This window comes from Jiella soli (genome assembly GCF_020615385.1).
Taxonomy (GTDB): Bacteria; Pseudomonadota; Alphaproteobacteria; order Rhizobiales; family Rhizobiaceae; genus VKMB-3413.
Genome location: NZ_JAJAVB010000010.1, coordinates 63,530 through 86,148 on the forward strand (window position 1 = coordinate 63,530; position 22,619 = coordinate 86,148).

21 protein-coding genes are annotated in these 22,619 nt (G+C 66.0%); 11 read left to right on the top strand and 10 right to left on the bottom strand.

Translation table 11 applies throughout. The features are described 5' to 3' along the window. Positions 1 to 121: 121 nt before the first annotated feature. The 3 genes from LH400_RS06765 (at position 122) to LH400_RS06775 (ending at position 3,707) form a co-directional block, all read left to right on the top strand. Positions 122 to 775 carry a protein-L-isoaspartate O-methyltransferase family protein gene (locus LH400_RS06765; protein ID WP_229151906.1) on the top strand — a complete coding sequence of 218 codons (654 nt, stop codon included), beginning with the start codon at positions 122 to 124 and terminating at the stop codon, positions 773 to 775. 168 nt (positions 776 to 943) lie between these two features. After that, positions 944 to 2,377 carry a TolC family outer membrane protein gene (locus tag LH400_RS06770; RefSeq protein ID WP_229151907.1) on the top strand — a complete coding sequence of 478 codons (1,434 nt, stop codon included), beginning with the start codon at positions 944 to 946 and terminating at the stop codon, positions 2,375 to 2,377. A 595-nt stretch (positions 2,378 to 2,972) separates the two neighbouring features. After that, a complete protein-coding gene (locus LH400_RS06775) occupies positions 2,973 to 3,707 on the top strand; it encodes a PopZ family protein (protein ID WP_229151908.1) in 735 nt (244 codons plus the stop codon). A gap of 136 nt (positions 3,708 to 3,843) precedes the next feature. On the opposite strand, the gene LH400_RS06780 is transcribed toward LH400_RS06775, so the two are convergent. From LH400_RS06780 to LH400_RS06790, 3 genes are read right to left on the bottom strand one after another with little or no spacing between them, the layout of a single operon-like run. Then, positions 3,844 to 4,623: a TIM barrel protein gene (locus tag LH400_RS06780; RefSeq protein WP_229151909.1), complete on the bottom strand. Its 780-nt coding sequence runs from the start codon at positions 4,621 to 4,623 to the stop codon at positions 3,844 to 3,846. Positions 4,624 to 4,626: 3 nt separating this feature from the next. Next, positions 4,627 to 5,628: an inositol 2-dehydrogenase gene (iolG, locus tag LH400_RS06785; RefSeq protein ID WP_229151910.1), complete on the bottom strand. Its 1,002-nt coding sequence runs from the start codon at positions 5,626 to 5,628 to the stop codon at positions 4,627 to 4,629. Positions 5,629 to 5,672: 44 nt separating this feature from the next. Beyond that, positions 5,673 to 6,788 (bottom strand): Gfo/Idh/MocA family protein, encoded by a 1,116-nt coding sequence (locus LH400_RS06790; RefSeq protein ID WP_229151911.1) that lies wholly within the window; start codon positions 6,786 to 6,788, stop codon positions 5,673 to 5,675. Between the two features lie 135 nt (positions 6,789 to 6,923). On the opposite strand from LH400_RS06790, the gene LH400_RS06795 reads away from it, so the two are divergent. The 8 genes from LH400_RS06795 to iolB all read left to right on the top strand — a co-directional run bounded on the left by LH400_RS06795 (position 6,924) and on the right by iolB (position 16,561). Then, positions 6,924 to 7,706, top strand: a complete 783-nt coding sequence (locus LH400_RS06795; RefSeq protein WP_229151952.1) for a MurR/RpiR family transcriptional regulator — start codon at positions 6,924 to 6,926, stop codon at positions 7,704 to 7,706. 141 nt (positions 7,707 to 7,847) lie between these two features. Continuing rightward, positions 7,848 to 8,774 (top strand): sugar ABC transporter substrate-binding protein, encoded by a 927-nt coding sequence (locus tag LH400_RS06800; RefSeq protein ID WP_229151912.1) that lies wholly within the window; start codon positions 7,848 to 7,850, stop codon positions 8,772 to 8,774. Positions 8,775 to 8,974: 200 nt separating this feature from the next. Continuing rightward, complete coding sequence (locus tag LH400_RS06805) at positions 8,975 to 10,081, top strand: ABC transporter permease (protein WP_229151913.1); 1,107 nt, start codon at positions 8,975 to 8,977, stop codon at positions 10,079 to 10,081. 1 nt (position 10,082) lies between these two features. Further along, the gene (locus tag LH400_RS06810; protein WP_229151914.1) at positions 10,083 to 10,862 is read left to right on the top strand and encodes an ATP-binding cassette domain-containing protein; all 780 of its coding nucleotides are present in this window, start codon (positions 10,083 to 10,085) and stop codon (positions 10,860 to 10,862) included. After that, positions 10,862 to 12,787 (top strand): bifunctional 5-dehydro-2-deoxygluconokinase/5-dehydro-2-deoxyphosphogluconate aldolase, encoded by a 1,926-nt coding sequence (locus LH400_RS06815; protein WP_229151915.1) that lies wholly within the window; start codon positions 10,862 to 10,864, stop codon positions 12,785 to 12,787. The genes LH400_RS06810 and LH400_RS06815 overlap by 1 nt, the downstream gene beginning before the upstream one ends. Next, positions 12,784 to 14,613: a 3D-(3,5/4)-trihydroxycyclohexane-1,2-dione acylhydrolase (decyclizing) gene (gene iolD / locus LH400_RS06820; protein ID WP_229151916.1), complete on the top strand. Its 1,830-nt coding sequence runs from the start codon at positions 12,784 to 12,786 to the stop codon at positions 14,611 to 14,613. Before LH400_RS06815 ends, iolD begins: the two co-directional genes overlap by 4 nt. A gap of 126 nt (positions 14,614 to 14,739) precedes the next feature. Beyond that, a complete protein-coding gene (iolE, locus tag LH400_RS06825) occupies positions 14,740 to 15,648 on the top strand; it encodes a myo-inosose-2 dehydratase (protein ID WP_229151917.1) in 909 nt (302 codons plus the stop codon). An 88-nt stretch (positions 15,649 to 15,736) separates the two neighbouring features. After that, positions 15,737 to 16,561: a 5-deoxy-glucuronate isomerase gene (iolB, locus tag LH400_RS06830; RefSeq protein ID WP_229151918.1), complete on the top strand. Its 825-nt coding sequence runs from the start codon at positions 15,737 to 15,739 to the stop codon at positions 16,559 to 16,561. Positions 16,562 to 16,739: 178 nt separating this feature from the next. Here iolB and LH400_RS06835 read toward each other — a convergent pair whose 3' ends face one another. The 7 genes from LH400_RS06835 to LH400_RS06865 form a co-directional block, all read right to left on the bottom strand. Continuing rightward, the gene (locus tag LH400_RS06835) at positions 16,740 to 17,150 is read right to left on the bottom strand and encodes a hypothetical protein (RefSeq protein ID WP_229151919.1); all 411 of its coding nucleotides are present in this window, start codon (positions 17,148 to 17,150) and stop codon (positions 16,740 to 16,742) included. 162 nt (positions 17,151 to 17,312) lie between these two features. Then, positions 17,313 to 17,696, bottom strand: coding sequence for a c-type cytochrome (locus LH400_RS06840; RefSeq protein ID WP_229151920.1), 384 nt, complete (start codon positions 17,694 to 17,696; stop codon positions 17,313 to 17,315). Further along, the gene (locus tag LH400_RS06845) at positions 17,684 to 18,130 is read right to left on the bottom strand and encodes a hypothetical protein (RefSeq protein ID WP_229151921.1); all 447 of its coding nucleotides are present in this window, start codon (positions 18,128 to 18,130) and stop codon (positions 17,684 to 17,686) included. The genes LH400_RS06840 and LH400_RS06845 overlap by 13 nt, the downstream gene beginning before the upstream one ends. Before the next feature lie 5 nt (positions 18,131 to 18,135). Continuing rightward, positions 18,136 to 18,753 (bottom strand): cytochrome c oxidase subunit 3, encoded by a 618-nt coding sequence (locus LH400_RS06850; protein ID WP_229151922.1) that lies wholly within the window; start codon positions 18,751 to 18,753, stop codon positions 18,136 to 18,138. Further along, a complete protein-coding gene (gene ctaD / locus LH400_RS06855) occupies positions 18,746 to 20,692 on the bottom strand; it encodes a cytochrome c oxidase subunit I (RefSeq protein ID WP_229151923.1) in 1,947 nt (648 codons plus the stop codon). The genes LH400_RS06850 and ctaD overlap by 8 nt, the downstream gene beginning before the upstream one ends. A gap of 10 nt (positions 20,693 to 20,702) precedes the next feature. Then, positions 20,703 to 21,788 carry a cytochrome c oxidase subunit II gene (coxB, locus tag LH400_RS06860; protein ID WP_229151924.1) on the bottom strand — a complete coding sequence of 362 codons (1,086 nt, stop codon included), beginning with the start codon at positions 21,786 to 21,788 and terminating at the stop codon, positions 20,703 to 20,705. Next, positions 21,785 to 22,579, bottom strand: a complete 795-nt coding sequence (locus LH400_RS06865) for a c-type cytochrome (protein WP_229151925.1) — start codon at positions 22,577 to 22,579, stop codon at positions 21,785 to 21,787. The genes coxB and LH400_RS06865 overlap by 4 nt, the downstream gene beginning before the upstream one ends. Positions 22,580 to 22,619 lie beyond the last annotated feature (40 nt).

Here is a 22,619-nt window from a genome sequence, read left to right on the forward strand (position 1 = left end):
TCGGCGAGAGGGCGTCGGCCGCTTCGGCGCGGCTTGTCGCGCTTGCGCGTCGCGGGTGGCGCGACTATGGAAGCTCTGCCGAGAAAGGCCCTTTGACGCGACGAATGACAGGATTTCCGCGATGGATTTCGAAGCCGCCCGGATCAAGATGGTCGACAATCAGATCCGCACGACGGACGTGACGAGCCATGCGATCCTTCGGGCCTTTCTTCAGGTTCCTCGCGAGGAGTTCGTTCCCGCCTCGCGCAAGCCGCTCGCCTATATCGACGAGGACGTGCCGCTGGGCGATGGCCGCTACGTGATGGAGCCGTCACCCTTCGCCAAGCTTCTGCAACTGGTCGGCGTTCGCCCCGACGACGTCGTTCTCGATGTTGGCTGCGGAACCGGCTATTCGGCGGCGATCCTGTCGCATCTGGCAAGTTCGGTCGTCGCCCTGGAGGAGGATGCCGATCTCGCCTCCGCTGCCAGCGAGACCCTTGCGCGGCTCGAATATGTCACCTGCGCTGTGGTCGAGGGCCCGCTCAAGGAAGGCTATCCGTCGGAAGCGCCCTATGACGTCATCGTTTTCGAAGGCGCGGTTGAGGACCTGCCCACCACCTTCTTCGACCAGCTGCGCGAAGGCGGCCGGATGGTCGTCGTCGAGGGAGTCGGCAACGCCGCCGAAGCGCGGCTCTACGTCAAGGACGACGAGGGCGTCGTCTCGCAGCGCTTCGGCTTCAACTGCAGCATCAAGCCGCTGCCCGGATTTGCGCGGAAACAGACGTTCGTTTTCTGATCGGTTCGGCGTTGCAGAATTGCCCCGCCGGCGAGGAAAATGCCGCGAATCTCGTCCGACGCTTGATCTTCCTTAATCCGACCTGATCAAGGGTGCATGTTAAACACCGGTCCGCGCGTCCGCCCAGCGGGGCGTGGATCGAGAGTCACGTCGGCTGGAGTATCCGTGTTGCTGAAGAACCTCTCGATCGCCGCGCTGCTGACGGCGACCACGCTGCTGTCGAGCGCGACGCTTTCCCAGGCAGAGAGTTTGGCGGGAGCGCTCGCCAAGGCCTATCAGAACAGCCAGAGCCTGAACGCCGCCCGTGCACAGCTCCGGGCGACGGACGAGACCGTGACGCAGGCACGAGCCGGGCTGCGGCCGACCGTGAACGGCGTCGGCAGCCTGCAATCGGTCCGCAGCAGCACCACCTATGGCGATCGGATTTCGGACGGGACGGCACGCAGCAATTCGGCCGGCATCGGCATCGTCATCAGCCAGACGCTGTTCGACGGCTTCCAGACGCCGAACAGCGTCGAGTCCGCGAAGGCGCAAGTGCGCGCCGCCCAGCACAATCTCGCCAACACCGAGGAGAACACGCTCCTCGACGCCGCCACCGCCTATATGAACGTCCTGCGCGACCGTCAGATCGCGGCGCTGCGCCGCCAGAACCTCGGCTTCCTCAGTGAGCAGGTTCGGGCCGCGCGCGCCCGCTTCGAGGTCGGCGAGGGAACGCGCACCGATGTCGCACAGGCCGAGTCGCAGCAGGCTCTGGCAACGGCGCTGCTCAACAGCGCCCTGTCGCAGGTCGCCTCCAGCGAGGCCAGCTATTTCGAGGTCATCGGCGACGCGCCGACCGATCTCGCGCCCGGCAAGGTCCCGGGCCGCGTCGTTCCGAACTCCATCGCCAGCGCCTTTTCGATTTCGCAGCGCGAACATCCGGCTATCCTCGCCGGCCTCGCTTCGGTCGACGCCGCGGCCTTTCAGGTCAAGGTCGCGGAAGGTCGGTTCCTGCCCAAGGTGACCGTCAGCGGGCGCGTGGACGACAATTATTCGACCAGCAGCAGCGATGGCGGCAATCTGCCCGGCGTTTCGACCAACCCGCTCATTCCGAACGTCTCGACCCAGAACGAGATCTCGGCGACGGTCGGGGCCCAGCTGACGATCCCGATCTACCAGGGCGGCCAGGCATCGTCCCTGGTGCGCCAGTACAAGGAGACGCTCGGCCAGCGCCGCATCGAGGTCGATCAGGTCCGCGACCAGGTCCGTGCTGCGGTGGCGACGGCGTGGGCCCAGCTGCAGGCGGCGCGCGCCAACATCACCGGCTATCAGGCGCAGGTCCAGGCTGCCCGGCTGGCGCTGAACGGCGTGATCGAGGAACGCAATGTCGGCCAGCGCACGACGCTCGACGTCCTCAACGCGCAGGCCGACGTGATCTCGGCGCAGATCCTGCTCGTGGGTTCGCAGCGCGACGAGGTGGTGGCGGGCTATTCGCTGCTCTCGGCGATCGGGCGCCTGTCGGCGGGCCGGCTCCGTCTGGCCGGCAAGACCTACGACCCGGACGACCACTACATCCAGGTCGAGGACAAGTGGTACGGCCTGCGCACACCCGACGGCCGCTGATCGACCGCCTCTTCCCTGTCAGGCTGCCGAATCCCGTTCGAATGTGCGTGGCTTCCGTGATCGAGCCCGTCGCGGTCGCGCGTCTTTGCGCATGGCGGACGGGGCCGGCTTCAAGGAAGTTGGTGAAAGGCGGATTTTAACCGTTTGCGGGATTCACCGCGCGTCCGGTTCGACTTAGGCTTCACGCATGATTCGCGCGATAGGGCTGTCCTGTCGCGTAACATGCGGGGGGCTCCTTATGAGCAATGCGCTGCCGGCCCGGGAACAGTCTATGGACGAGATCCTGGCCTCGATCCGGCGGATCATCGAGAGTGACGATGAAAGGGCGAAGCGTTCGTCCGCCGCGCTCGCTCGGGAAAATTCCGATCCTTCTGCACATGCGCACAAGACGGAGATGACGGGCTCGCCGGTCCGCTCCGAATCGAGCCTCGTGCCTTTGCAGCCGAAGGCAGAGGAGAAGCCGGCTGCGCGGCAGGCGTCGGTGACGCCTCTTCCAATTCCAGGACCCCGCCCGGTCGAAGCTTCGCAGCCGCTGCCATCGATGCCTGCCCAGCCGTCGGCAGTCCCTCGAACTGCGCCCGAGACGAGTTCGGCAATGACGGGTGACCGGCTGGGTTCCGGCGCGGTCCAGGAAGAGGCGAAGGCAGAGACGCTCCCGACTGCGTACGAGGATCGCGGCTTAAGTGATGATCTGTCGGTGGCGCGCTCGCGTGCCGCCTCGCTGGCGGATGCGAGCGAACGCCGTCGTGGGGACCTCGTGACCGAATTGCGGCCGGCGAACGCCATGACGGCGCCCCGGCCGGTGGAAGACTCGCCGCAGGTAGGCGCACCGCGTCCCGGTAAGGCCGAGATGCCGCAATGGCCCGAGGCAGTCGTCGCGAACGACCGTGCCGCTCCCGACGCGGCCGAGGCGGATGCCTTTCTCGGCGAGTTCGACGAGCAGGATTTTGCCCGCGAGCTTCTCGACAAGGTCGGCCTGATCGAGCCGGCATCTCCCAGCGCAGCATCTGCGCCGGAGCACGGTGCGGGTTCGGTCGGTGAGTCGCGCCCCGACGCGGGCGCAGCGGCGGCGACGTTGGACGGCGATCCGGCGGATGGGCCGATGCGTGTCGCCCACGCGCTGATCTCCCAGGAAGCCGGAGAGCGCGTCGCAGCCTCCTTCTCCAGCCTGGCGTCGGCGATCCAGCAAGAGCATCTGCGCGATGTGGACGGCGTCGTGCGCGAGATGCTGCGGCCGATGCTGCAGGAATGGCTCGACGACAACCTTCCCAAGCTGGTCGAGCGTCTTGTGCGCGAGGAAATCGAGCGCGTCGCGCGCGGGGGCCGCTGAGCGGGCCGCCCTTCGGGATTCGAGAGGACCTCGTCAGAACGGGCCGCCGGCATATGCGGCAGAGGTTGCTAAGGCACTCTGTGCTCGGGTGGCGATGTATCGAGAATCGCCGCCGGATCACGCGGATCCTACGCCCTCAATGGGGCGCAAAGGTCTCGCGGAACGTGGCCAGGGCGCTGTCCGCGTCGGAACTTGCGAAGGCCTCTAGACCGACCGGTCCATCGTAGCCCATCGCTTCGAGGGCACGAGCGATACCGGCATAGGCTATCTCGCCCGTCCTCGGTTCGCATCGTCCGGGAACGTCCGCGATCTGGATCTCGCCGATCCATGGCAGGGCCTTCCGGCAGAGTTCGATGAGATTCCCCTCGCCGATCTGGGCATGATAGAGATCGAGATTGAGCCTCAGACCGGGCCGGTTCACCACCGAGACCAGCGTCAGCGTGTCTTCGGCGCGGGCGAAAGGCACGCCCGGATGGTCGACGCCCGTGTTGAGGTTTTCCAGCGTGAAGGTCACGCCCTTCTCCTCGGCGAGATCGGCGATCCGCTCCAGCGTATCTCGCGCCTTCAGCCACATCGGCCCGGTGACGACGTGGCAGGGCGTCACCGGCAGACCGCCCTCCCCGAGCCCGGTGCCGTGGAGGTTCAAGCGTGCAACGCCGATGCGAAGCCCGACCTCCGCCGTCTGTCGCGCCGTCCTCAGAAGCTCTTCCGCCCCTTCGTCGTCCGCAAGGCGGCCGGACAAATAGCCGTTCATGATCGAAAAGGTCGCATCGGATCTTTCCAGCATTGCAAGATCGTGGTCCGGCCAGTTCCACAATCCCACCTGGAAGCCGAGCTCGGTCAGACGCTTCACGCGCCATTCCATCGACTTCTCGCGCCAGAGCATCTCGGCACAGGCGGCAAGGGTGAAGGCCATGGCTCAGGCCTCCGCCATCACCTGTGCCAGTTCCACCGGCCGTCCCTCCCGCAGCGACAGGTTGGCGGCCTCCGCCAGCGCCAGCGCGTTGACGCCGTCCTCGGCGCTCGCCGGCACGGGCTTGCCGTCCACGACTGCATCGACGAAGGCCGACCACTCGATCTGATAGGCCCGCATGTAGCGCTCGAGGAAGAAGAAGAGGGGCTTGGCCGAGGAGACGCCGGCTGCGGTCGACTTGACCAGCGTGTTCTCGATCTCGTTCCGTGCCTCCAGCATCCCGTCGGAGCCGAGCAGTTCGACGCGCTGATCGTAGCCGAAGGCGGCGCGGCGGGAGTTGCGGATCGTAGCCAGCCGCCCGTCGGCATAGGTGAGGACGACGACGGCGGTGTCGACGTCTCCGGCCTCGCCGATCGCCGGGTCGACGAGACAGGATCCGTGCGCCATGACGGTCTTGGGCATCCCGAACAGGAAGGCGCACATGTCGAAGTCGTGGATCATCATGTCGCGGTAGAGCCCGCCGGAGACCTTGATGTAGGCGACCGGCGGCGGGGCGGGATCGTAGGAGGTGACAGCGAGCATCTCGCCCGTGCCGACCTCCCCTGCGTCGAGCGCCGCCTTGAGCCCCGCGAAATTGGGATCGAACCGGCGGTTGAAGCCGATCATCACCGGCCTCGATGACGCGGCTGCGATCTCGCGCACCTTGAGCGCGCGCTCCAGCGACAGGTCGATCGGCTTCTCGCAGAAGATCGCCTTCTTCGCCGCAACGCCCTTCTCGATGAGGTCGGCATGGGTGTTGGTCGAGGACGCGATCAGGATCGCGTCGATCGAGGGGTCGGCGAGGATCTCCTCCGGCGAGCGGACGGCGATGCCGTGCACCTCGGCAAGCCTTTCCGCGGCCTCGGCCATCACGTCGGTGACCGCAACGAGGTCGGAGCGCGGGTCTGCCTTGATCGAGGCGGCGTGGACCTTGCCGATGCGGCCGGCGCCGAAGAGTGCGACTTTCATGCGGATGTTCCTCCCTGTCCGGCGGCCCGGACAATCGTCGAATGTCAGAGATGGACGCGTTGCTCATCCCGGGCCGACGCGTCGATGGCGTGGATGACGGCTTCGAAGGCGAGCCCTGCGGTGAAATCGGGATACGCCGCGCCGCCGCAAGCGATCGCATTCAGGAAGCCGGCGACCTCGATCGTCTTCAAATCACCGAAACCCAGCTGGTGGCCGGGTGCCGGGCAGAACGCGCCATAGGGCGGATGCTGCGGGCCAGTCAGGATGGTGCGAAAGCCTTGTCTTGCCTGATCGCCCTCGTTGACGAAGAGCTGCAGCTCGTTCATCCGCTCCTGCGCGAACGCGATCATCCCCTTGGTGCCGTGCACCTCGAAGTCGAGCTTGTTCTTGCGCCCCCAGGCCGAGCGGGACGTGGCGAGGACACCCTGCGCACCGGTCCTGAACCGCAAGATAGCCGAGGCGGCGTCCTCGTTTTCGACCTTCGCCCGTCCGCTGCCGTCGGCAAGCGGCCGGTCCGCATGGATGATCTGTGTGTCGGCGACGAGGCTCTCGACCGGTCCCATGAGGCCGATCGCCATCGAGACGAGATGACAGCCGAGATCGCCAAGTGTGCCGAGCCCGGCTTCGCTCCGCTTCGCCCGCCATGTCCAGGCGAGATCGGGATCGGCCTGATAGTCCTCGTCGACCACCCCGCGGAAATGCACCGGCCGGCCGATGGCACCCGCCTCGATCAGGCGGCTTGCATGGGCGAAGGCGGGATTGTGGATGTAGTTGTAGCCGACGATGGTGCGCACGCCTGCCTCGCGTGCGGCCGCCTCCATCTCGCGGGCGTCGGCGAGGCTGAGCGCCATCGGCTTTTCGCAATGGACATGCTTGCCCGCGGCGATCGCCGCCATCGCCATCTCCCTGTGAAGCGCGTTCGGCGTGGTGATGGAGACAATGTCGACATCGGCGCTTTCCACGAGCTCGCGCCAGTCTTCGGTCCAGCCGGCGAAGCCGAACTGGCGGGCCATCGCCTCCGCCCTGTCGCGCGGCGTATCGCAGAGACAGGCGAGATGGACCTCGGGAAGATCGCCGAAGACGGCGCCGGCGGCGCGATAGGCCAGCGCGTGCGCCTTGCCCATGAAGCCGGTGCCGATGAGGCCGAGACCGATCGACATATCCTCTCCTTAACCTCCCGACATGGAATATATATTCCATCTTCGGGATGCGCCTGTATGATGCTCGTGTCAAGATCGGAGAGTGGAATGGCGGTGAGCGAGACGACATCTGCGCCGGCGAGCGTGAGCGAACTCATGGAGCGGCTCGACACTATCGCCGCATCGCTGCCAAAACGGCTCGGCCAGTGCGCCGACTTCCTGCGCCACAACATTCATCTCGTCGCGGTCTCGACTGTTGCCGATCTTTCGGCCGGCGCGGGCGTCCAGCCCTCGGCCTTCATGCGCTTCTGCCAGGCGCTCGGTTTTTCGGGCTTCTCCGAGATGCAGGCGCTGTTTCGCGCCGAATACGCCCAGTTGCGCCCGGATTATGCCGAGCGCCTGTCGCAGCTGCGCGAGCGCGGAGCACAAGGGCCCGGCGGTCTTGCCGCGGACTTCGTCGAGGCCGGGCACAAGTCTCTGATCTCCCTGATGAACTCGTTGGATGAGGAACGGCTTGGCGAGGCCTGCGAATTGCTCGCGGCGGCCGGCACGATCCATCTGGTCGGCCTGCGTCGGGCCTTCGCCATCGTCAGCTACATGGGCTACATGCTCGACAAGATGCAGGTGCCGACGGTGATCCACCGGACCTCCGGTCAGATCGAGAGCGATCACGCGATTCGGCCGGGCGACTGCCTCTTTGCCGTCAGCTTCGCCCCCTTCTCCCAGGAAACGCTGCAGCTCGCCGCACGGACCGCCGACCGCGGCATCCCGGTCGTCGCGCTGAGCGACACGGCGGACTGCCCGCTGCGCGATACGGCCAGGGTTCTTCTGATCGCCCGCGAAGTCGATGTCGGCGCCTTCCGCGCGCCGATCGCGGCGATGACCCTCGCGACCTCGTTGACGGTCGCGGTCGGCGGCAGACGGAAGGACGGCGATTGACATTCCGCGTCGACAGGTCAAAAATGGAATAAATCTTCCAAATGATCGCCGGGAGGGCGGCATGGAGGAGCCAAGGGTTCGGCCGTCGCGGGTTTGCCGGCCGTTCGGACGATCCATTTCGACAGCGGGAGGAACATCGCAATGAGAATTCTGAAGACGCTTGCCGGCGCCGCCATGGCGCTCGCCATTGCCGGGCCGGCCTTTGCCCAGCAGATCATCGTCGTCACCCACGGACAGGCGAACGATCCGTTCTGGTCGGTGGTCAAGAACGGCGTCGAAGAGGCGGCCAAGAACACTGGCGCCGATGTCGACTACCGGGCGCCTGAGACCTTCGACATGGTGCAGATGAGCCAGCTTATCGACGCCGCCGTCAATCAGGAGCCGGACGGCCTGGTGGTCTCGATCCCCGACGCGGACGCTCTCGGCCCCTCGATAGAACGCGCCGTGAAGGCCGGAATCCCGGTGATCTCGATGAATTCCGGCTCGGACGTGTCGAAGAAGCTCGGCGCGCTCCTCCATGTCGGCCAGGACGAGTTCACCGCCGGCAAGGCGGCGGGCGAGAAGCTGAAGGAGATGGGCGGCAAGACGGCGCTATGCGTCAATCAGGAAGTGGGCAATGTCTCGCTCGACCAGCGCTGCGCCGGCTTCAAGGAAGGCTTCGGCGGCAATGTCGAGGTGCTGCCGACCGGAAACGATCCGACCGAGGTGAAGTCGAAGGTGCAGGCGGCGCTTGAGTCCAATCAGGACGTCGACACCATTCTCGGCCTCGGCGCCGCCACCGTCGGCGAGCCGGCCGTTCAGGCGGTCGAGGCCGTCGGACGTGGCGGCAAGGTGAACGTCGCCAGCTTCGACCTGTCCTCCGGCTTCCTCAAGGACGTCGCCGCCGGCAAGGCGGCCTTCGCCATCGACCAGCAGCAGTTCCTGCAGGGCTATCTGCCGGTCGTGTTCCTGGCGCTCGATGCCAAGTATGGCCTCGTCCCCGGCGGCAACGTGCCCTCCGGCCCGAACCTGATCACCAAGGACAAGGCCGAGCAGGTCGTCGATCTGTCGGCCAAGGGTATTCGCTGACCAGGGCGCGGCTCTGTCCGTAGCAATCCCTCGGAGGCCGCGGCGCAACAGTCGCGGTGCGGCCTTCGAGCATCGAGCGACGCCTCGCCGCTTCGTGACGGTGCTCGACCCTTCGCTTTACTCATCATCTTCGAATTACCGCGGGCTTCGACCCGAAAGCCGCGGGGCGCCTTTGTGAAGGCCTGCAGAGGAGACACGCCATGGCCGACGTCTCGCAGACCGTTCAGGACGAACGGCTGAAGCGCGAGGGCTTCGCGACCAAGCTGATGAAGCGGCCGGAACTCGGCGCGCTCGCCGGGGTGGTCGCGGTAACCCTCTTCTTTTTCTTCACCGCCTCCGACACGATGTTCACGCTCTCCGGCGTGATGAACTTCATGACCCCCGCGGCGCAGCTGGGCATCCTCGCCATCGGTGCCGCCATGCTGATGATCGGCGGTGAATTCGACCTGTCCATCGGCTCGATGGTCGCCTTTTCCGGCCTCGTCTTCGGCGCCTTCGTGGTCACCTTCGGCTTGCCGCTCGTTGTCGCGATCCCCGCGACCTTCGCCATCGCCGCGGCGCTCGGCATGTTGAACGGGACGATCGTCCTCAAGACCGGCCTACCGTCCTTCATCGTAACGCTCGCCTTCCTGTTCATCCTGCGCGGCGCCTCGCTGGTCGGGCTGAAGATCGCCACCGGTGGCTCCACCCAGCTGCGCGGCGTGCGCGATGCGGTCGAAGGCGACTGGCTGGCGCCGATCTTTTCGGGCGACGCCTTCACCGACCTGTTCGCCTGGCTTGCGAAGCAGGGCCTGATCGACCGGTTTTCCAGCGGCCTGCCGAAGGTGCCGGGCGTACCCGTCGAAATCCTCTGGTTCGCCGCCTTCGCCCTCGTGGCAACCTACGTTCTCCTGCGTACGCCCCAGGGCAACTGGATCTTCGCCTCCGGCGGCGACGAGAATGCCGCATCGAATTCGGGCGTGCCTGTGCGCAAGGTCAAGATCTCGCTCTTCGTCCTGACCGCCTGCTGCGCCACCCTCGTCGCCATCATCACCGTGATCGATGCCGGATCGACCGATGCGAGGCGCGGCTTCATGAAGGAATTCGAGGCGATCATCGCCGCCGTCATCGGCGGCTGCCTCCTCACCGGCGGCTATGGCTCGGCGATCGGGGCCTTCTTCGGCGCCATCATCTTCGGCATGGTGACGATCGGCCTCAGCTACACCAATTTCGACCAGGACTGGTTCCAGGTGTTCCTCGGCGCCATGCTGCTCGCCGCCGTCCTCTTCAACAACTACATCCGCAAGCGGGTGACGGGGGAGCGCTGAGATGTCGAAGCCCATCGTCCACATGGAAAACATCGAGAAGCACTTCGGCAACATCATCGCTCTCGCCGGCGTCAGCTTCGACGTCGTCGCCGGCGAATGCCATTGCCTGCTCGGCGACAACGGCGCCGGCAAGTCGACCTTCATCAAGACCATGTCCGGCGTTCACAAGCCGACCAAGGGCGCGATCTTCTTCGACGGCAAACCAATGTCCTTCGACAGCCCGCGCGATGCCATGGAGGCCGGGATCGCCACGGTCTTCCAGGATCTCGCGATGATCCCGCTGATGTCGGTGACCCGCAATTTCTTCATGGGGCGGGAACCGACCAAAGGCAGATGGCTGTTCAAGCGCATGGACATCGACAAGGCGAACTCGGCCACCATGGAAGCGATGCGCGAGATGGGGATCAAGTTGCGCTCGCCGGACCAGGCGGTCGGGACCCTATCGGGCGGCGAGCGCCAGACCGTCGCGATCGCCCGCGCCGTCTATTTCGGCGCCAAGGTGCTGATCCTGGACGAGCCGACCTCGGCGCTCGGCGTCCGCCAGACCGCGAACGTGCTCGCGACCATCGACCGGGTGCGCAAGCAGGGCGTCGGCATCGTCTTCATCACTCATAATGTGCGGCACGCGCTTGCCGTCGGCGACCGCTTCACCGTGCTGAACCGCGGCAAGACCCTGGGAACGGCGAAGCGCGGCGACATCACCGGCAACGAACTGCAGGACCTGATGGCCGGCGGCCAGGAGATGGCCTCGCTCGAAGGCTCGCTCGGCGGGACCGTCTGATGGCCAGGGATCTCGACCTCATCACCATCGGCCGCTCCTCCGTCGACCTCTATGGCGGACAGGTGGGCGGCCGGCTCGAGGACATGCGCAGCTTCGACAAATATGTCGGCGGTTCGCCCACCAACATGGCCACGGGCACGGCCCGGCTCGGCCTGAAGTCGGCGCTGATCACCCGTGTCGGCGACGAACATATGGGGCGGTTCCTGATCGAGGAACTGAAGCGCGAGGGCGTCGAAACGACCGGCGTCGTCACCGACCCAGAGCGCCTGACCGCGCTCGTCATTCTCGGCATAAGGGACGAGACCCAGTTCCCGATGATCTTCTATCGCGAGAACTGCGCCGACATGGCGCTGTGCGAGGACGATATCGACGAGGCCCTTATCGCGCGGGCGCGGGCCGTCGTCGTGACCGGCACCCATCTCAGCCACCCGCGCACGGAAGCGGCCGTCCTGAAGGCTGTCCGGCTGGCGCGCAAGCACGGCGCACGGACCGCGCTCGACATCGACTATCGCCCCAATCTCTGGGGGCTCGCCGGTCACGGCGCGGGCGGAGAGCGCTTCATTGCCTCGGATGCGGTGACCGCAAAGCTTCAGGCGACGCTCTCCCTCTTCGACCTGATCGTTGGCACGGAAGAAGAGTTCCACATCGCCGGCGGGACGACGGACACCATCGAGGCCGTGCGGGCCGTGCGGGCCGTCTCGGACGCGACACTGGTCTGCAAGCGCGGAGCAGCGGGTGCCGTCGCCTTCACCGGCGCCATCCCGGACAGTCTCGACGAGGGCGAGAGCGGCCCGGGATTCCCGATCGAGGTCTTCAACGTGCTCGGCGCCGGCGACGGGTTCATGTCGGGTCTTCTGAAGGGCTGGCTCGACGGAGAGAGCTGGCCGAAGGCGCTCGAATACGCCAATGCCTGCGGCGCCTTCGCGGTCTCGCGGCATGGCTGCACGCCGGCCTATCCCTCGCTTGCCGAGCTGGACTTCTTCCTGAAGCGCGGCGTGAAGGAGAAGGCGCTGCGGAAGGACGCCGCGCTCGAACGCATCCACTGGTCGACCACCCGCAAGGGCGACTTCTCGACCATGCGCGTCTTCGCCTTCGACCATCGCATGCAGCTGGAAGATCTTCCCGGCTCAAGCCCGGAGAAGATCGGCGCCTTCAAGGAGCTTTGCCTCGACGCGGTGCTGAAGGTCCAGGCCGGGCGGAAGGGCTACGGCCTTCTCTGCGACGGGCGGCTCGGACGCCGGGCGCTCTACCGCGCGGCGGGCCGCGGCCTTTGGATCGGCCGTCCGGTGGAGTGGCCGGGATCGCGGCCGCTCGTCTTCGAGCCGGAGATCGGCGCGGACTGCGGCGGCCTCTCCGAATGGCCGGCCGAGCATGTGGTCAAATGCCTCTGCTTCTGCCATCCGGACGATCCGGCGGAGCTTTGGGCCGAGCAGGAGACGAGCGTGCGTCGCCTGTTCGAGGCGGCGCGTCGGAACCGACTGGAATTCCTGCTCGAGGTGATCCCCTCAAAGGCCGGGCCGGTCGACGACCAGACGACAGCGGAAGTCATCCGCCGCTTCTACGACATCGGCATCTATCCAGACTGGTGGAAGCTCGAGCCGATGGCGAGCGAAGCGGCGTGGAAAGGGGCCTGCGCGGCGATCACGGAACACGATCCCCATGTCCGCGGCATCGTGATGCTCGGCCTGGACGCGTCGGAGGAGGCTCTGAAGGAAAGCTTCGCCGTTGCGGCCCGGTTCGATCTGGTGAAGGGCTTCGCCGTCGGCCGGACGATCTTCGGCGAGGCGGCGAGGGCCCATCTCGCCGGCGCGCTGTCGCCGGACGACGCCACGGCGATGATGGCGGAGAAATACCGCCGGCTCTGTGCCCTTTGGGATGCGGCCCGCGCCGCCGGGCTGGAGACGGACGAGGAGACGACGCGATGACGACGATCAGGCTGACCGCCGCCCAGGCGATGGTGAAATATCTGAGCCGCCAGATGACCGAGACGGGCGAGCCGTTCCTTGCCGGCGTCTGGGCGATCTTCGGCCACGGCAATGTCGCCGGCATCGGCGAAGCGCTTTATGCCGAGCGCGACGCCATCCGCACCTGGCGCGGCCATAACGAGCAGACGATGGCCCACGCGGCGATCGCCTTCGCCAAGCAGTCGGCGCGGCGACGCGCCATGGCGGTGACCTCGTCGATCGGCCCCGGCGCGACCAACATGGTCACCGCAGCGGCGCTCGCCCATGTCAACCGCCTGCCGCTGCTGCTCCTTCCCGGCGACGTCTTCTCAGGCCGGGGTCCCGATCCCGTCCTCCAACAGGTCGAGGACTTTGCCGACGGCACCGTCTCGGCGAACGACTGCTTCCGGCCGGTGACCCGCTATTTCGACCGGATCGTGCGGCCGGACCAGCTTCTGACCGCCCTGCCCCGCGCCTTCCGGGTGATGACCGACCCGGCCGATTGCGGGCCGGTGTGTCTCGCCTTCTGCCAGGACGTCCAGGCCGAGGCCTTCCACTATCCCGCAAGCTTCTTCGAGCCGCGTGTCTGGCGCATTCGCCGACCGCACCCCGATCCGGCCGAGCTCGACGCCATCGCTTCGCTGCTGAAGGCTGCGGAGAGGCCGGTGATCGTCGCTGGCGGCGGCGTCCACTATTCCGGCGCGAGCGAAGCGCTCCAGGACTTCGCCTCGACGCATGCGATTCCCGTCGTCGAGAGCCAGGCCGGCAAGTCGGCGCTCGCCTTCGACCACGCCATGAATCTCGGCCCGGTCGGCGTGACCGGATCGTCCTCGGCCAATGTCGTCTGCGCCGAAGCCGACCTCGTCCTCGGCGTCGGCACGCGGTTCCAGGACTTCACCACGGGGTCGTGGAACCTCTTCAAGAACCCGAGGCGCAAGCTCGTCTCGCTCAATGTCGCCGCCTATGACGCGGCGAAGCACGGCGCCGAGCCGCTCTGCTGTGATGCCAGGGTCGGCCTCGAGCGCCTGTCGCAAGCCCTCGCCGGCAGGCGCTTTCAACCACCGTCCGAGACGCTCAAGGCCGAATGGTTTGCGGCGGTCGATCCGCTGACGGAGGCGCCGGCCGACACCAATGCGCTGCCGACCGATCAACAGGTGATCGGCGCGGTGCAGCGTGCGAGCGGGCCGGACACCGTCGTCATGTGCGCCGCGGGCACGATGCCGGGCGAACTCCACAAGCTCTGGAAGGCGCCCCGCCCCGGCGCCTATCACATGGAATATGGCTATTCCTGCATGGGTTACGAGATCGCCGGCGCGATCGGGATCAAGATGGCGGAGCCCGATCGCGACGTCGTCTGCATGCTCGGCGACGGCAGCTACATGATGGCGAATTCCGAACTCGCCACCGCCGCGATGCTAGGCCTGAAGATCACCATCGTCCTCACCGACAATCGCGGTTTCGGCTGTATCAACCGCCTGCAGATGGCTTGCGGTGGGGCGGAGTTCAATAATCTCCTCGACCATGCCGAGCACGTCAATCCGTCGCGGATCGACTTCGCCGCCCATGCGGCGTCGATGGGAGCCGAGGCGATGCATGTCGCCTCGATCGCCGAACTGGAAGACGCGCTCGAACGGGCGAAGACGGCGGCCGGACCGTTCGTGGTGGTGATCGATGCGGATCCCTACCCGTCGAGCGAGCCGGGTGGGCACTGGTGGGACGTCGCGGTTCCCGAAGTCTCCTCGCGCGAAGAGGTGGCCGAGGCTCGCAAGGCGTATGAAGAGCAGGTGAAGATGCGGGCGGGCGGGTGATGATCGGTCAGATGTTGCCCGTCAAGAACAGGCCGACGCCGCGCCCTTCGCGCGACGGATCAGATGAAGCAATCCGTCTCAACCAAATAACTCGACGCTTTTCCTCTTCCCAACGGGACCCCACCCATGATTCGCTTCGGCACAAACCCCATCGCCTGGTCGAATGACGACGACCAAAGCCTCGGGGCCGACATTCCGCTCGAGACCTGCCTCAAGGAGGCCGGTGAGATCGGCTTTGACGGCATCGAGAACGGCCACAAGATGCCCTGGGATCCGTCCGAGCTGAAGGCCGTGTTGGAACCCCATGGCCTCGCCTTCGTCTCCGCCTGGTATTCGCTGAACCTCCTGACTCGTTCGGCGGAGGAAGAGATTGCGCTGATCCAGCCGCACCTGGATCGGCTGAAGGCGATGGGCTCAGCCGTCTGCATCGCCTGTGAGACCTCGAACGCTATCCATGGCAACGATGCGGCGAGCCTTGCCGTCTCGCCCGTCCTGCCGAAGGAACGCTGGTCCGAATTCGGCGCCAAGGTCGAACAGGTGGCGAGACACTGCGAAGGCGAAGGCGTGCCGCTGGTCTATCATCATCACATGGGAACGGTGGTCGAGACGCCCGCCGAGCTCGACCTCTTCATGGCGAGCACCGGCCCGGCCACGCGGCTGCTCTTCGACGCCGGGCACTTCTATTTCGGCGGCAACGGCGTCGACCCCACCCCCTATCTTGCCAAGCATATCGGCCGGGTCGCACATTTTCATGCCAAGAACGTCCGGCCGGAGGTGATGGCCGAGGTCCGTCGCGAAGGCCTGTCGTTCCTGGAGGGCGTCCGCCGCGGCGTCTTCACCGTGCCCGGCGACGAGGACGGCGGGATCGATTTCGGCCCCTGCATGACGGTCCTCGCCGACAATGGCTATTCCGGCTGGATCGTCATCGAGGCGGAACAGGACCCGGCAGTGCGAAACCCTGTCGAATATCAGTCGCTCGGCCTGAAGACGCTGAAGGCGCTGGCGAAGAAGGCCGGACTGGCCGAGGTATCCTGACGCCCGGGCGGCCCGGCAGGACCATCGCCGGCAGGCCGGCAATCTCTGGCCACTCGATCAGACCATCGAAAGACGAAAGGAGCGCCCGATGAGCGATCTCTTGCGCAAGCCGACTGGCACCACCGGGAAGGTGCACGACATCACGCCCCAGAATGCCCGGAGCCCGCTGTCGCCGGACTGGTCCTATGTCGGGTTCTCGCTCTACCGCCTCGCCCCCGGCGAACGGGCCGGCGAGACGACCGGAGACCGCGAGGTGATCCTCGTCCTCGTCGAGGGCAAGGCAAAGTTCACGGCGGCAGGTAAGGACTTCGGCGAGATGGGCGAGCGCATGAACGTCTTCGAAAAGACGCCGCCGCACTGCCTCTACGTGCCGAACGGGAGCGAATGGGAAGCCGAGGCGACAACGCCCTGCACCCTCGCCGTCTGTACGGCCCCCGGCAAAGGCGGCCATGAGACAGCGCGGATCGGGCCCGAGAGCATTACCCTCGCCGACCGCGGCAAGGGCACCAACCTGCGTCACATCAACGCCATCGCGATGGAAGAGCGGGACGTCGCCGACTCGCTCCTCGTCACAGAGGTCTTCACGCCCGCCGGCCACTGGTCGTCCTATCCGCCGCACCGGCACGACGAGGACGCCTTTCCGGAGATGACCTATCTGGAGGAGACCTATTACCACCGGCTGAACCCGGCCCAGGGTTATGGCCACCAGCGGGTCTTCACCGAGGACGGCTCGCTCGACGAGACGATGAGCGTCTCGAACCACGACGTCGTGCTGGTTCCGAAAGGGCACCACCCCTGCGCGGCGCCCTATGGCTACGAGATGTATTATCTCAACGTGATGGCCGGCCCTCTACGCAAATGGCGCTTCAAGAACCATCCCGACCACGACTGGATTGCCAGGCGCGATGCCTGAAGGCGCGCCGATCGCCGGAGCGGCTGCTTGAGCCAGCCAGGCACACGGCTTCAAGCGGCTGTACATGCTCGGATGAGGGGGCGGACATCCGGCATTCCCGGATGTCCGTACACCGTTGCATAATGCTCTCAGATGGCGCGCCCCGGTTTCTGCCTCGGGGGCCTGCCCATGCAGCGCATCAGGAATGACTCGACGAGGAACCGTCGGAGCGGCGGGTGAGCGCTGCGGCGCAGAAGATGTCCAGCGCCGTGATCAGGGCGACATTGGCGAAGGCGGTCGCGGCCATGCCCCGCTTCGGGTTGGTTTCGGTCGTCGTCGGAGCGAGGGCACCGAGATCGAGCGCATCGCCCGCGACACGCGCCCAGACCCAGTATTTCGGGTCCCGCGACAACAGGATGCCGAGACCAGCCGCGATCTCGCGAAGGCCGAAGGCGCGGGTCGTCATAGGATAATCCCCGGCGCCGAGCATGCGATCGAGCTTTTGCGGTGCAAGGAGTTCGATCGCTCCGAGTCCCAGGCTGAACCAGCCAAGGCCCCTGGCAAGCGTATCCAGTTGACGATCGGAGGGAGAGTAGTCTTCGTAGTGCATGTACCGTCCTTTTGCTGAATAAACGCCGGGATCGGCCGAATTCGAACTGTCGGAACTGGCCACACGGCGCGTTCTTCAACGAAACGGAGGCCTCAACTTCAAAGTTCCGGGCGTTTCAAAGTCGATCGTTAGGCTGCTGACAAGCTGGGCGAGCACCGGAGCCTATTCGAGCGTGTAGAGATAGGCGGTGACGTTCTTCGCCTGGCTCTCGCTCAGCCCCATGTCGGGCATGGCATTTCCGGGCACGACCTCCTGCGGGTCGCGCAGCCAGGCGACCATGTTGTCCGGCGTGTTGCGCAGAAGTCCGGCGATGAAGATGCGGTGGCCCATATGGTTGAGCGGCGGTCCGACCAGCCCCTCCGCGCCATCGATTCCGGGGATGATGTGACAGGAGCCGCAGCCATTCGCCTCGATCAGCGCGGCTCCGACCGAGGCGTCGCCGATGTCGTCGAACCGCGCCGGCTGGCCGGACTCCGCGCATGCGGCAAGCGAGACGGTGACGGCGGCGAGCAGCGGCACGGACAGGAAGGGGGTCAGAGTCCGCATAGGCTGGTCCAGAAGAATGCGATCGCGTTGAACAGGATGGCGAGGATGAACAGGATGCTCGTCCAGATCGCCCAGATCGAAAGAAAGCGGGTGCGCCCCTCGCCCGCCTCCATCACGCCGCCGGCGCTCCCCGGCTCGCCGCGGCCTGTCCGCGAGAAGCCCCGATAGGAGATCATCAGCGAGGCGAGACCGATAACGATCGCCGCGACGTTGACGGCGACGATCACGAAAGGCGCCCAGCCCGCTTCGCTGGTTCCGAGCCGCGCCCCGTCTCCGCCGATGCAGACGGCGCCGGAGATCGCGGCGCCAGCAAGAAGCTGCAGGCTCCAGGCGACCGGGCCGCCGGCGAAACCGGCGAGCAGAAGGCCTCCGCTGGTACGCTCCCGGTCGGGTGCCGGATGTCCGATGTCGAAGATCGCAGGCTGCTGTGCCATCGCGCTCACCTGAAATACGGGGTGACGTAGAAGGTGAAGAAGACCATCAGCCAGATGACGTCGATGAAGAACCAGTACATCATGACGATGGTCACCGGCACGATCCGCTCGCGGTCGAAATAGCCGAGCGCCGACCAGAAGGTCAGCGGCAGGAGCATCAACAGGCCGGCGACGACATGGGCGAGGTGAAAGCCGGTGACGGTGAAGAAGGACGAGCCGTAGGCGTTTGACGCGAGCGTGAAGGTCTTGTCCATCCACTCGAACAACTCGATCGCCACGAAGCCGCAGCCAAGGGCGAGAGCGAGCAACAGGCCAAGCACGAGTTGGAGCCGCGAGCCCTTGCGCCCGCCCCGCTCGCCGAACCAGACGGCGAGGCTTGCAAGAAGCAGGACGCCCGTCTCCGGTCCAGAGAACTTGAAGGATGGCATCTCGTCGGGAAGGAACGTCCCGTCGCTCTGGATGGCGAAGTAGTAGTAGCTGAACAGGAGGTAGAAGAAGAGGAAGGCCTCGGTGATGATCAACATGATCATCCCCCACCAGCCATTGGCATGGTGGCCGATGCTTCCGACCTTCAGCCGTCCGATGACCAGCGGCTTTTCGGTTTCGATCGCCACATCACTCATAGGCCGCTCCTGCCTTCTGTCCGAGGTCGGACCTCGGCCACAGCCACGCCATGCAGCCGAGGACCACCGCGATCGCCGCGCCGCCGCCCATCCACCACCACTGCAGGAGAAGTCCGGTAAAGCCCACCGTCAGCGCGACTGTCACGAGGAACGGCCAGGGATCGTCCTTCGGCATTTTCAGGACGGCGAGCGGCGTCGCGTCGAGGACCGAGGTCGCGAGCATCTCCTTGCCGTCGTCGAGCAAGAGCCCTCGGCGGATGGAGGAATGGCCGGTGCCTTCGTCGAGGCGGCTCTCCCAGAGCGGATGCCGGCTTGCAACTGTCGGCATGACGGTGAAATTGTAGACCGGCGGCGGCGAGGAGGTCGCCCATTCCAGCGTCGGCGCGTCCCACGGATTGGGTCCGGCAGCGGGGCCTCGGCGCAGGCTGACGAAGACGTTCACCAGGAAGACAAGAATGCCGAACGCAAGGATGAAGGCGCCAACCGTCGTGATCATGTTCACCGTCGCCCAGCCGACATTCTCCGGGTAGGTGTAGATGCGCCGCGGCATGCCGAGGAGCCCGGTGACGTGCATCGGCAGGAAGGCGACGTTGAAGCCGACGAAGATCAGCCAGAAGCTCGCCTTGCCGATCACCTCGCTCATCATCTTTCCGGTGAACTTCGGAAACCAGAAATGGACCCCACCGAGAACGGCGAAGAGGTTGATCCCGATCAGCACGTAGTGGATGTGCGCGACGACGAAATAGGTGTCGGTGAGCTGCAGGTCCGCCGGCACCGACGCCGTCACGACGCCCGAGACGCCGCCGATGACGAACATCGAGATGAAGGCCGCGAAGAAGTAGAAGGGGGTCGCGAGAACCACCTGCCCGGTCCAGATCGTGGCGATCCAGGCGAAGACCGCGACGGCGCTCGGAATGGTGATGATGAAGGACGCGCCCGAGAAGAACGACATCGACAGGAAGGGAATGCCCGTCGCGAACATGTGGTGCACCCAGACGCCGAAGCCGAGGATCATGGTCGTGATCGTTCCGAGGATGACGAGGCTGTAGGCGACCAGCGGGCGGCGGCAGAAGACCGGCAGCGCGTCGGAGACGATGCCCATCGCCGGTAGCACGATGACGTAGACCCATGGATGGGCGAACAGCCAGAACAGGTGCTGCCACAGGAGCGGCTTGCCGCCTCCCGCCACGTCGTAGAAATGCGTTCCGAACTGCCGGTCCATCCAGAGCAGGAAGAAGGCGAGGCTCACTGCCGGATTGGCAAGGAGCAGCCCGACCGAAATGGTCGTCGTCCCCCAGATCATGATCGGCAGGCGGTTGATCGACATGCCCGGCGCGCGGTTGCGCATCACCGTGACGACGAAGTTCGCCGAGCCGACCGTCGTCGAAATGCCGTAGAAGATCATCCCCAGCGCGTAGAAGTCCATGTTCAGACCGGGGTTGAACTGCTTCAGCGCATAGGGCGCATAGTTGAACCAGCCGTCATTGGGAGCCGCGCCGACCAGGAAGCTCGAATACATGAAGAGGCCGGAGGCGAGGAAGGTCCAGTAGGAGAAGGCATTGAGCCGCGGAAACGCCATGTCGCGCGTGCCGAGCAGCAGCGGGAACAGATAGTTGGAAAACCCCGACAGCACCGGCAGGGCGTAGAGGAAGATCATGGTGATGCCGTGCATCGAGAAGAGCTGGTTGTACTGGCTCGGGGTCAGGAGGCCCTCGTTCGGGCCGGCCAGCTGGAGCCGCATCACCAGTGCCTCGATCCCGCCCGCGATCAGGAACAGGAAGGCGGTCACGAGATAGCGGATGCCGATCTCCTTGTGGTCCACCGTCGCGATCCAGCCGTAGATGCCGGGCTTCGTCTCCCACAGCGCCTGGAGCTTCTTCTCGAGAGCCGGCGAGGCCTCGCCGGCTCTTGGCAGCTTGTCATATTCGGCGACGGCCACGGCGCGCTCCTCAGTCGAGAGTGGCGAGATAGGTTCGGATGGCCGTCAGCTCCGGCCCCGAGATTTCGAGATTAGGCATCTTCGAACCCGGCTTGTTCTGCTGCGGATCGGCGATCCACCCGGACAGGTGTCCGATCGTGTTGGGCAGGGTCACCGCCGCAAGCGAGGTGCGGTCCATCAGATGGGTGAGGTCCGGCCCGCGCTCGCCGCCGGCGGACGTGCCGCGGACCGCGTGGCAGGCGCCGCAGCGCAGGACGAACTGCTGCTGGCCGATATTGACCAGCCGCGCATCGGCTGCCGGCGCTTTAGCCGGTTGCAGCTGGTGGTCCCACCATTCGGCGAAATCCTCCGGTGCATCGGCGAAGACGCGGAACGCCATATGCGCATGCTGAACGCCGCAGTACTCCGCGCACTGGCCGCGATAGACGCCCTTATGGTCCGCCTGGAGCCAGGTCTCGTTCGTCTGCCCGGGAATGACGTCGGTCTTGCCGGACAGGGCCGGCACCCAGAAGGAATGGATGACGTCCGCCGAGATCAGCTTGATATGAACCGGCTTGCCAACCGGGATATGGAGTTCGTTGGCGGTGACGAACTGGCGCGAGGGATCCGCCGGATCGACATAGCGCGCCTCCCACCACCATTGCTGGCCGGTGACCTCGATGGTGAAGGCGGCGGGCTCGGCCGGCTCGTCGATGGCCGCCATCACGGCGATCGTCCAGGAAGCGAAGCCGATCAGCGCGATGGCGGTGGCGATGAGCCCGCCATAGATCCACGGCATGGCGCCGGTGGCGCGTCCGACCGGAAGCATGGTGCCGGGCGAAGCCGTCCGGATACGGCCCCCGCGTGCGATGCCGATGAGGACGAGGACGCTGACGACGAAAACGACGAAGACCGACAGGCCGAGCAGCCCCCACAGGAGCGGCACGGTGACGTCGCCCTTCTGGCCGAAGGTTTCGAGAAAATACATCGGAGGCGCCGCCCGGGCGGCGTCCGGCGCCAGCAATTCCGCGGTCGCGAGCGCTGCCGATGCCACGACCGAGCGGCAGCGATCGGGGGCGCGGCGGACCCGCCCGCGCGGATTCGCATCCGGCATCATTGCGGCTGGCTTCCCTCGTTCGGCGTTTCGAGCGGGGGCGAACCTTGCGGGTTCTCGAACGGTGCCTGTCCGTAGCTGAAGGGGTTGGTGTACTTCCAGGGATTGGTGGTCGACTGGAATTCGGCCGGCACCTGTTCGATGGTGAAGCCGCCGGCGGAGACGGTCTTACCCCACGTCTCCCCTTTCGGGGCGTTGCTGATGCTCTTGATGTAGGCGACGAGGTCCCAGATCACCTGGTCGGGCAGCATGCCGCCCCATGCCGGCATGCCGGCCGGCCGGCCCTGAAGGATGCTGAGATAGATGTTGGCGGGCTCGCCGCCATAGATGAAGGTGTGGTTGCTGAGCGCCGGCCCCATGCCGCCCGCACCGTTCGGCGCGTGGCAGCCGACGCAATTCATCTGGTTGAAATACATCATGCCGCGCTGCGCCGCTTCCTCGTCGCTTCTCGGATTTTCGACGGGCGGGTTCGGCTTCTGATTGCCGGGATAGAGCGTGGTGACCGGAACATGCAGGAGCGCGCTCGCGCTGCCGCCGCCACCGGCGAAGGTCTCGACGGCGCCGATCTGCTTGTCCTCCTTGGCTGCCTCGGCCGCTGCATCGCTTGCATCGTCGGCCGGCTGGTCCGGCGCAGGCTGGGCGATGCGTTCCTCCCCCTGCTGCTGATCCAGCTTCTGCGCATTGGCCATCCAGATGCCGTCGAAGATCGATCCCGCGACCAGGGCCGCCGCGCCGGCGGCCGCCCAGCCGGATGCGCGGCCGCGGGCTCGCTTCGTCTGCTCACGATCCAGCATATGAGCCTCCTCCTTCGGGTTGTCGCATGCGAGTGGATGC

What these genes read in the sequence shown, in the direction of transcription:
- LH400_RS06765 (WP_229151906.1), top strand. Translation starts at nt 122, where the DNA reads ATGGATTTCGAAGCCGCCCGGATCAAGATGGTCGACAATCAGATCCGC.
- LH400_RS06775 (WP_229151908.1), top strand. Translation starts at nt 2,973, where the DNA reads ATGACGGGTGACCGGCTGGGTTCCGGCGCGGTCCAGGAAGAGGCGAAG.
- LH400_RS06780 (WP_229151909.1), bottom strand. Translation starts at nt 4,623, where the DNA reads ATGGCCTTCACCCTTGCCGCCTGTGCCGAGATGCTCTGGCGCGAGAAG.
- iolG (WP_229151910.1), bottom strand. Translation starts at nt 5,628, where the DNA reads ATGAAAGTCGCACTCTTCGGCGCCGGCCGCATCGGCAAGGTCCACGCC.
- LH400_RS06790 (WP_229151911.1), bottom strand. Translation starts at nt 6,788, where the DNA reads ATGTCGATCGGTCTCGGCCTCATCGGCACCGGCTTCATGGGCAAGGCG.
- LH400_RS06795 (WP_229151952.1), top strand. Translation starts at nt 6,924, where the DNA reads ATGGAGCGGCTCGACACTATCGCCGCATCGCTGCCAAAACGGCTCGGC.
- LH400_RS06800 (WP_229151912.1), top strand. Translation starts at nt 7,848, where the DNA reads ATGAGAATTCTGAAGACGCTTGCCGGCGCCGCCATGGCGCTCGCCATT.
- LH400_RS06805 (WP_229151913.1), top strand. Translation starts at nt 8,975, where the DNA reads ATGGCCGACGTCTCGCAGACCGTTCAGGACGAACGGCTGAAGCGCGAG.
- LH400_RS06810 (WP_229151914.1), top strand. Translation starts at nt 10,083, where the DNA reads ATGTCGAAGCCCATCGTCCACATGGAAAACATCGAGAAGCACTTCGGC.
- LH400_RS06815 (WP_229151915.1), top strand. Translation starts at nt 10,862, where the DNA reads ATGGCCAGGGATCTCGACCTCATCACCATCGGCCGCTCCTCCGTCGAC.
- iolD (WP_229151916.1), top strand. Translation starts at nt 12,784, where the DNA reads ATGACGACGATCAGGCTGACCGCCGCCCAGGCGATGGTGAAATATCTG.
- iolE (WP_229151917.1), top strand. Translation starts at nt 14,740, where the DNA reads ATGATTCGCTTCGGCACAAACCCCATCGCCTGGTCGAATGACGACGAC.
- iolB (WP_229151918.1), top strand. Translation starts at nt 15,737, where the DNA reads ATGAGCGATCTCTTGCGCAAGCCGACTGGCACCACCGGGAAGGTGCAC.
- LH400_RS06835 (WP_229151919.1), bottom strand. Translation starts at nt 17,150, where the DNA reads ATGCACTACGAAGACTACTCTCCCTCCGATCGTCAACTGGATACGCTT.
- LH400_RS06840 (WP_229151920.1), bottom strand. Translation starts at nt 17,696, where the DNA reads ATGCGGACTCTGACCCCCTTCCTGTCCGTGCCGCTGCTCGCCGCCGTC.
- LH400_RS06845 (WP_229151921.1), bottom strand. Translation starts at nt 18,130, where the DNA reads ATGGCACAGCAGCCTGCGATCTTCGACATCGGACATCCGGCACCCGAC.
- LH400_RS06850 (WP_229151922.1), bottom strand. Translation starts at nt 18,753, where the DNA reads ATGAGTGATGTGGCGATCGAAACCGAAAAGCCGCTGGTCATCGGACGG.
- coxB (WP_229151924.1), bottom strand. Translation starts at nt 21,788, where the DNA reads ATGATGCCGGATGCGAATCCGCGCGGGCGGGTCCGCCGCGCCCCCGAT.
- LH400_RS06865 (WP_229151925.1), bottom strand. Translation starts at nt 22,579, where the DNA reads ATGCTGGATCGTGAGCAGACGAAGCGAGCCCGCGGCCGCGCATCCGGC.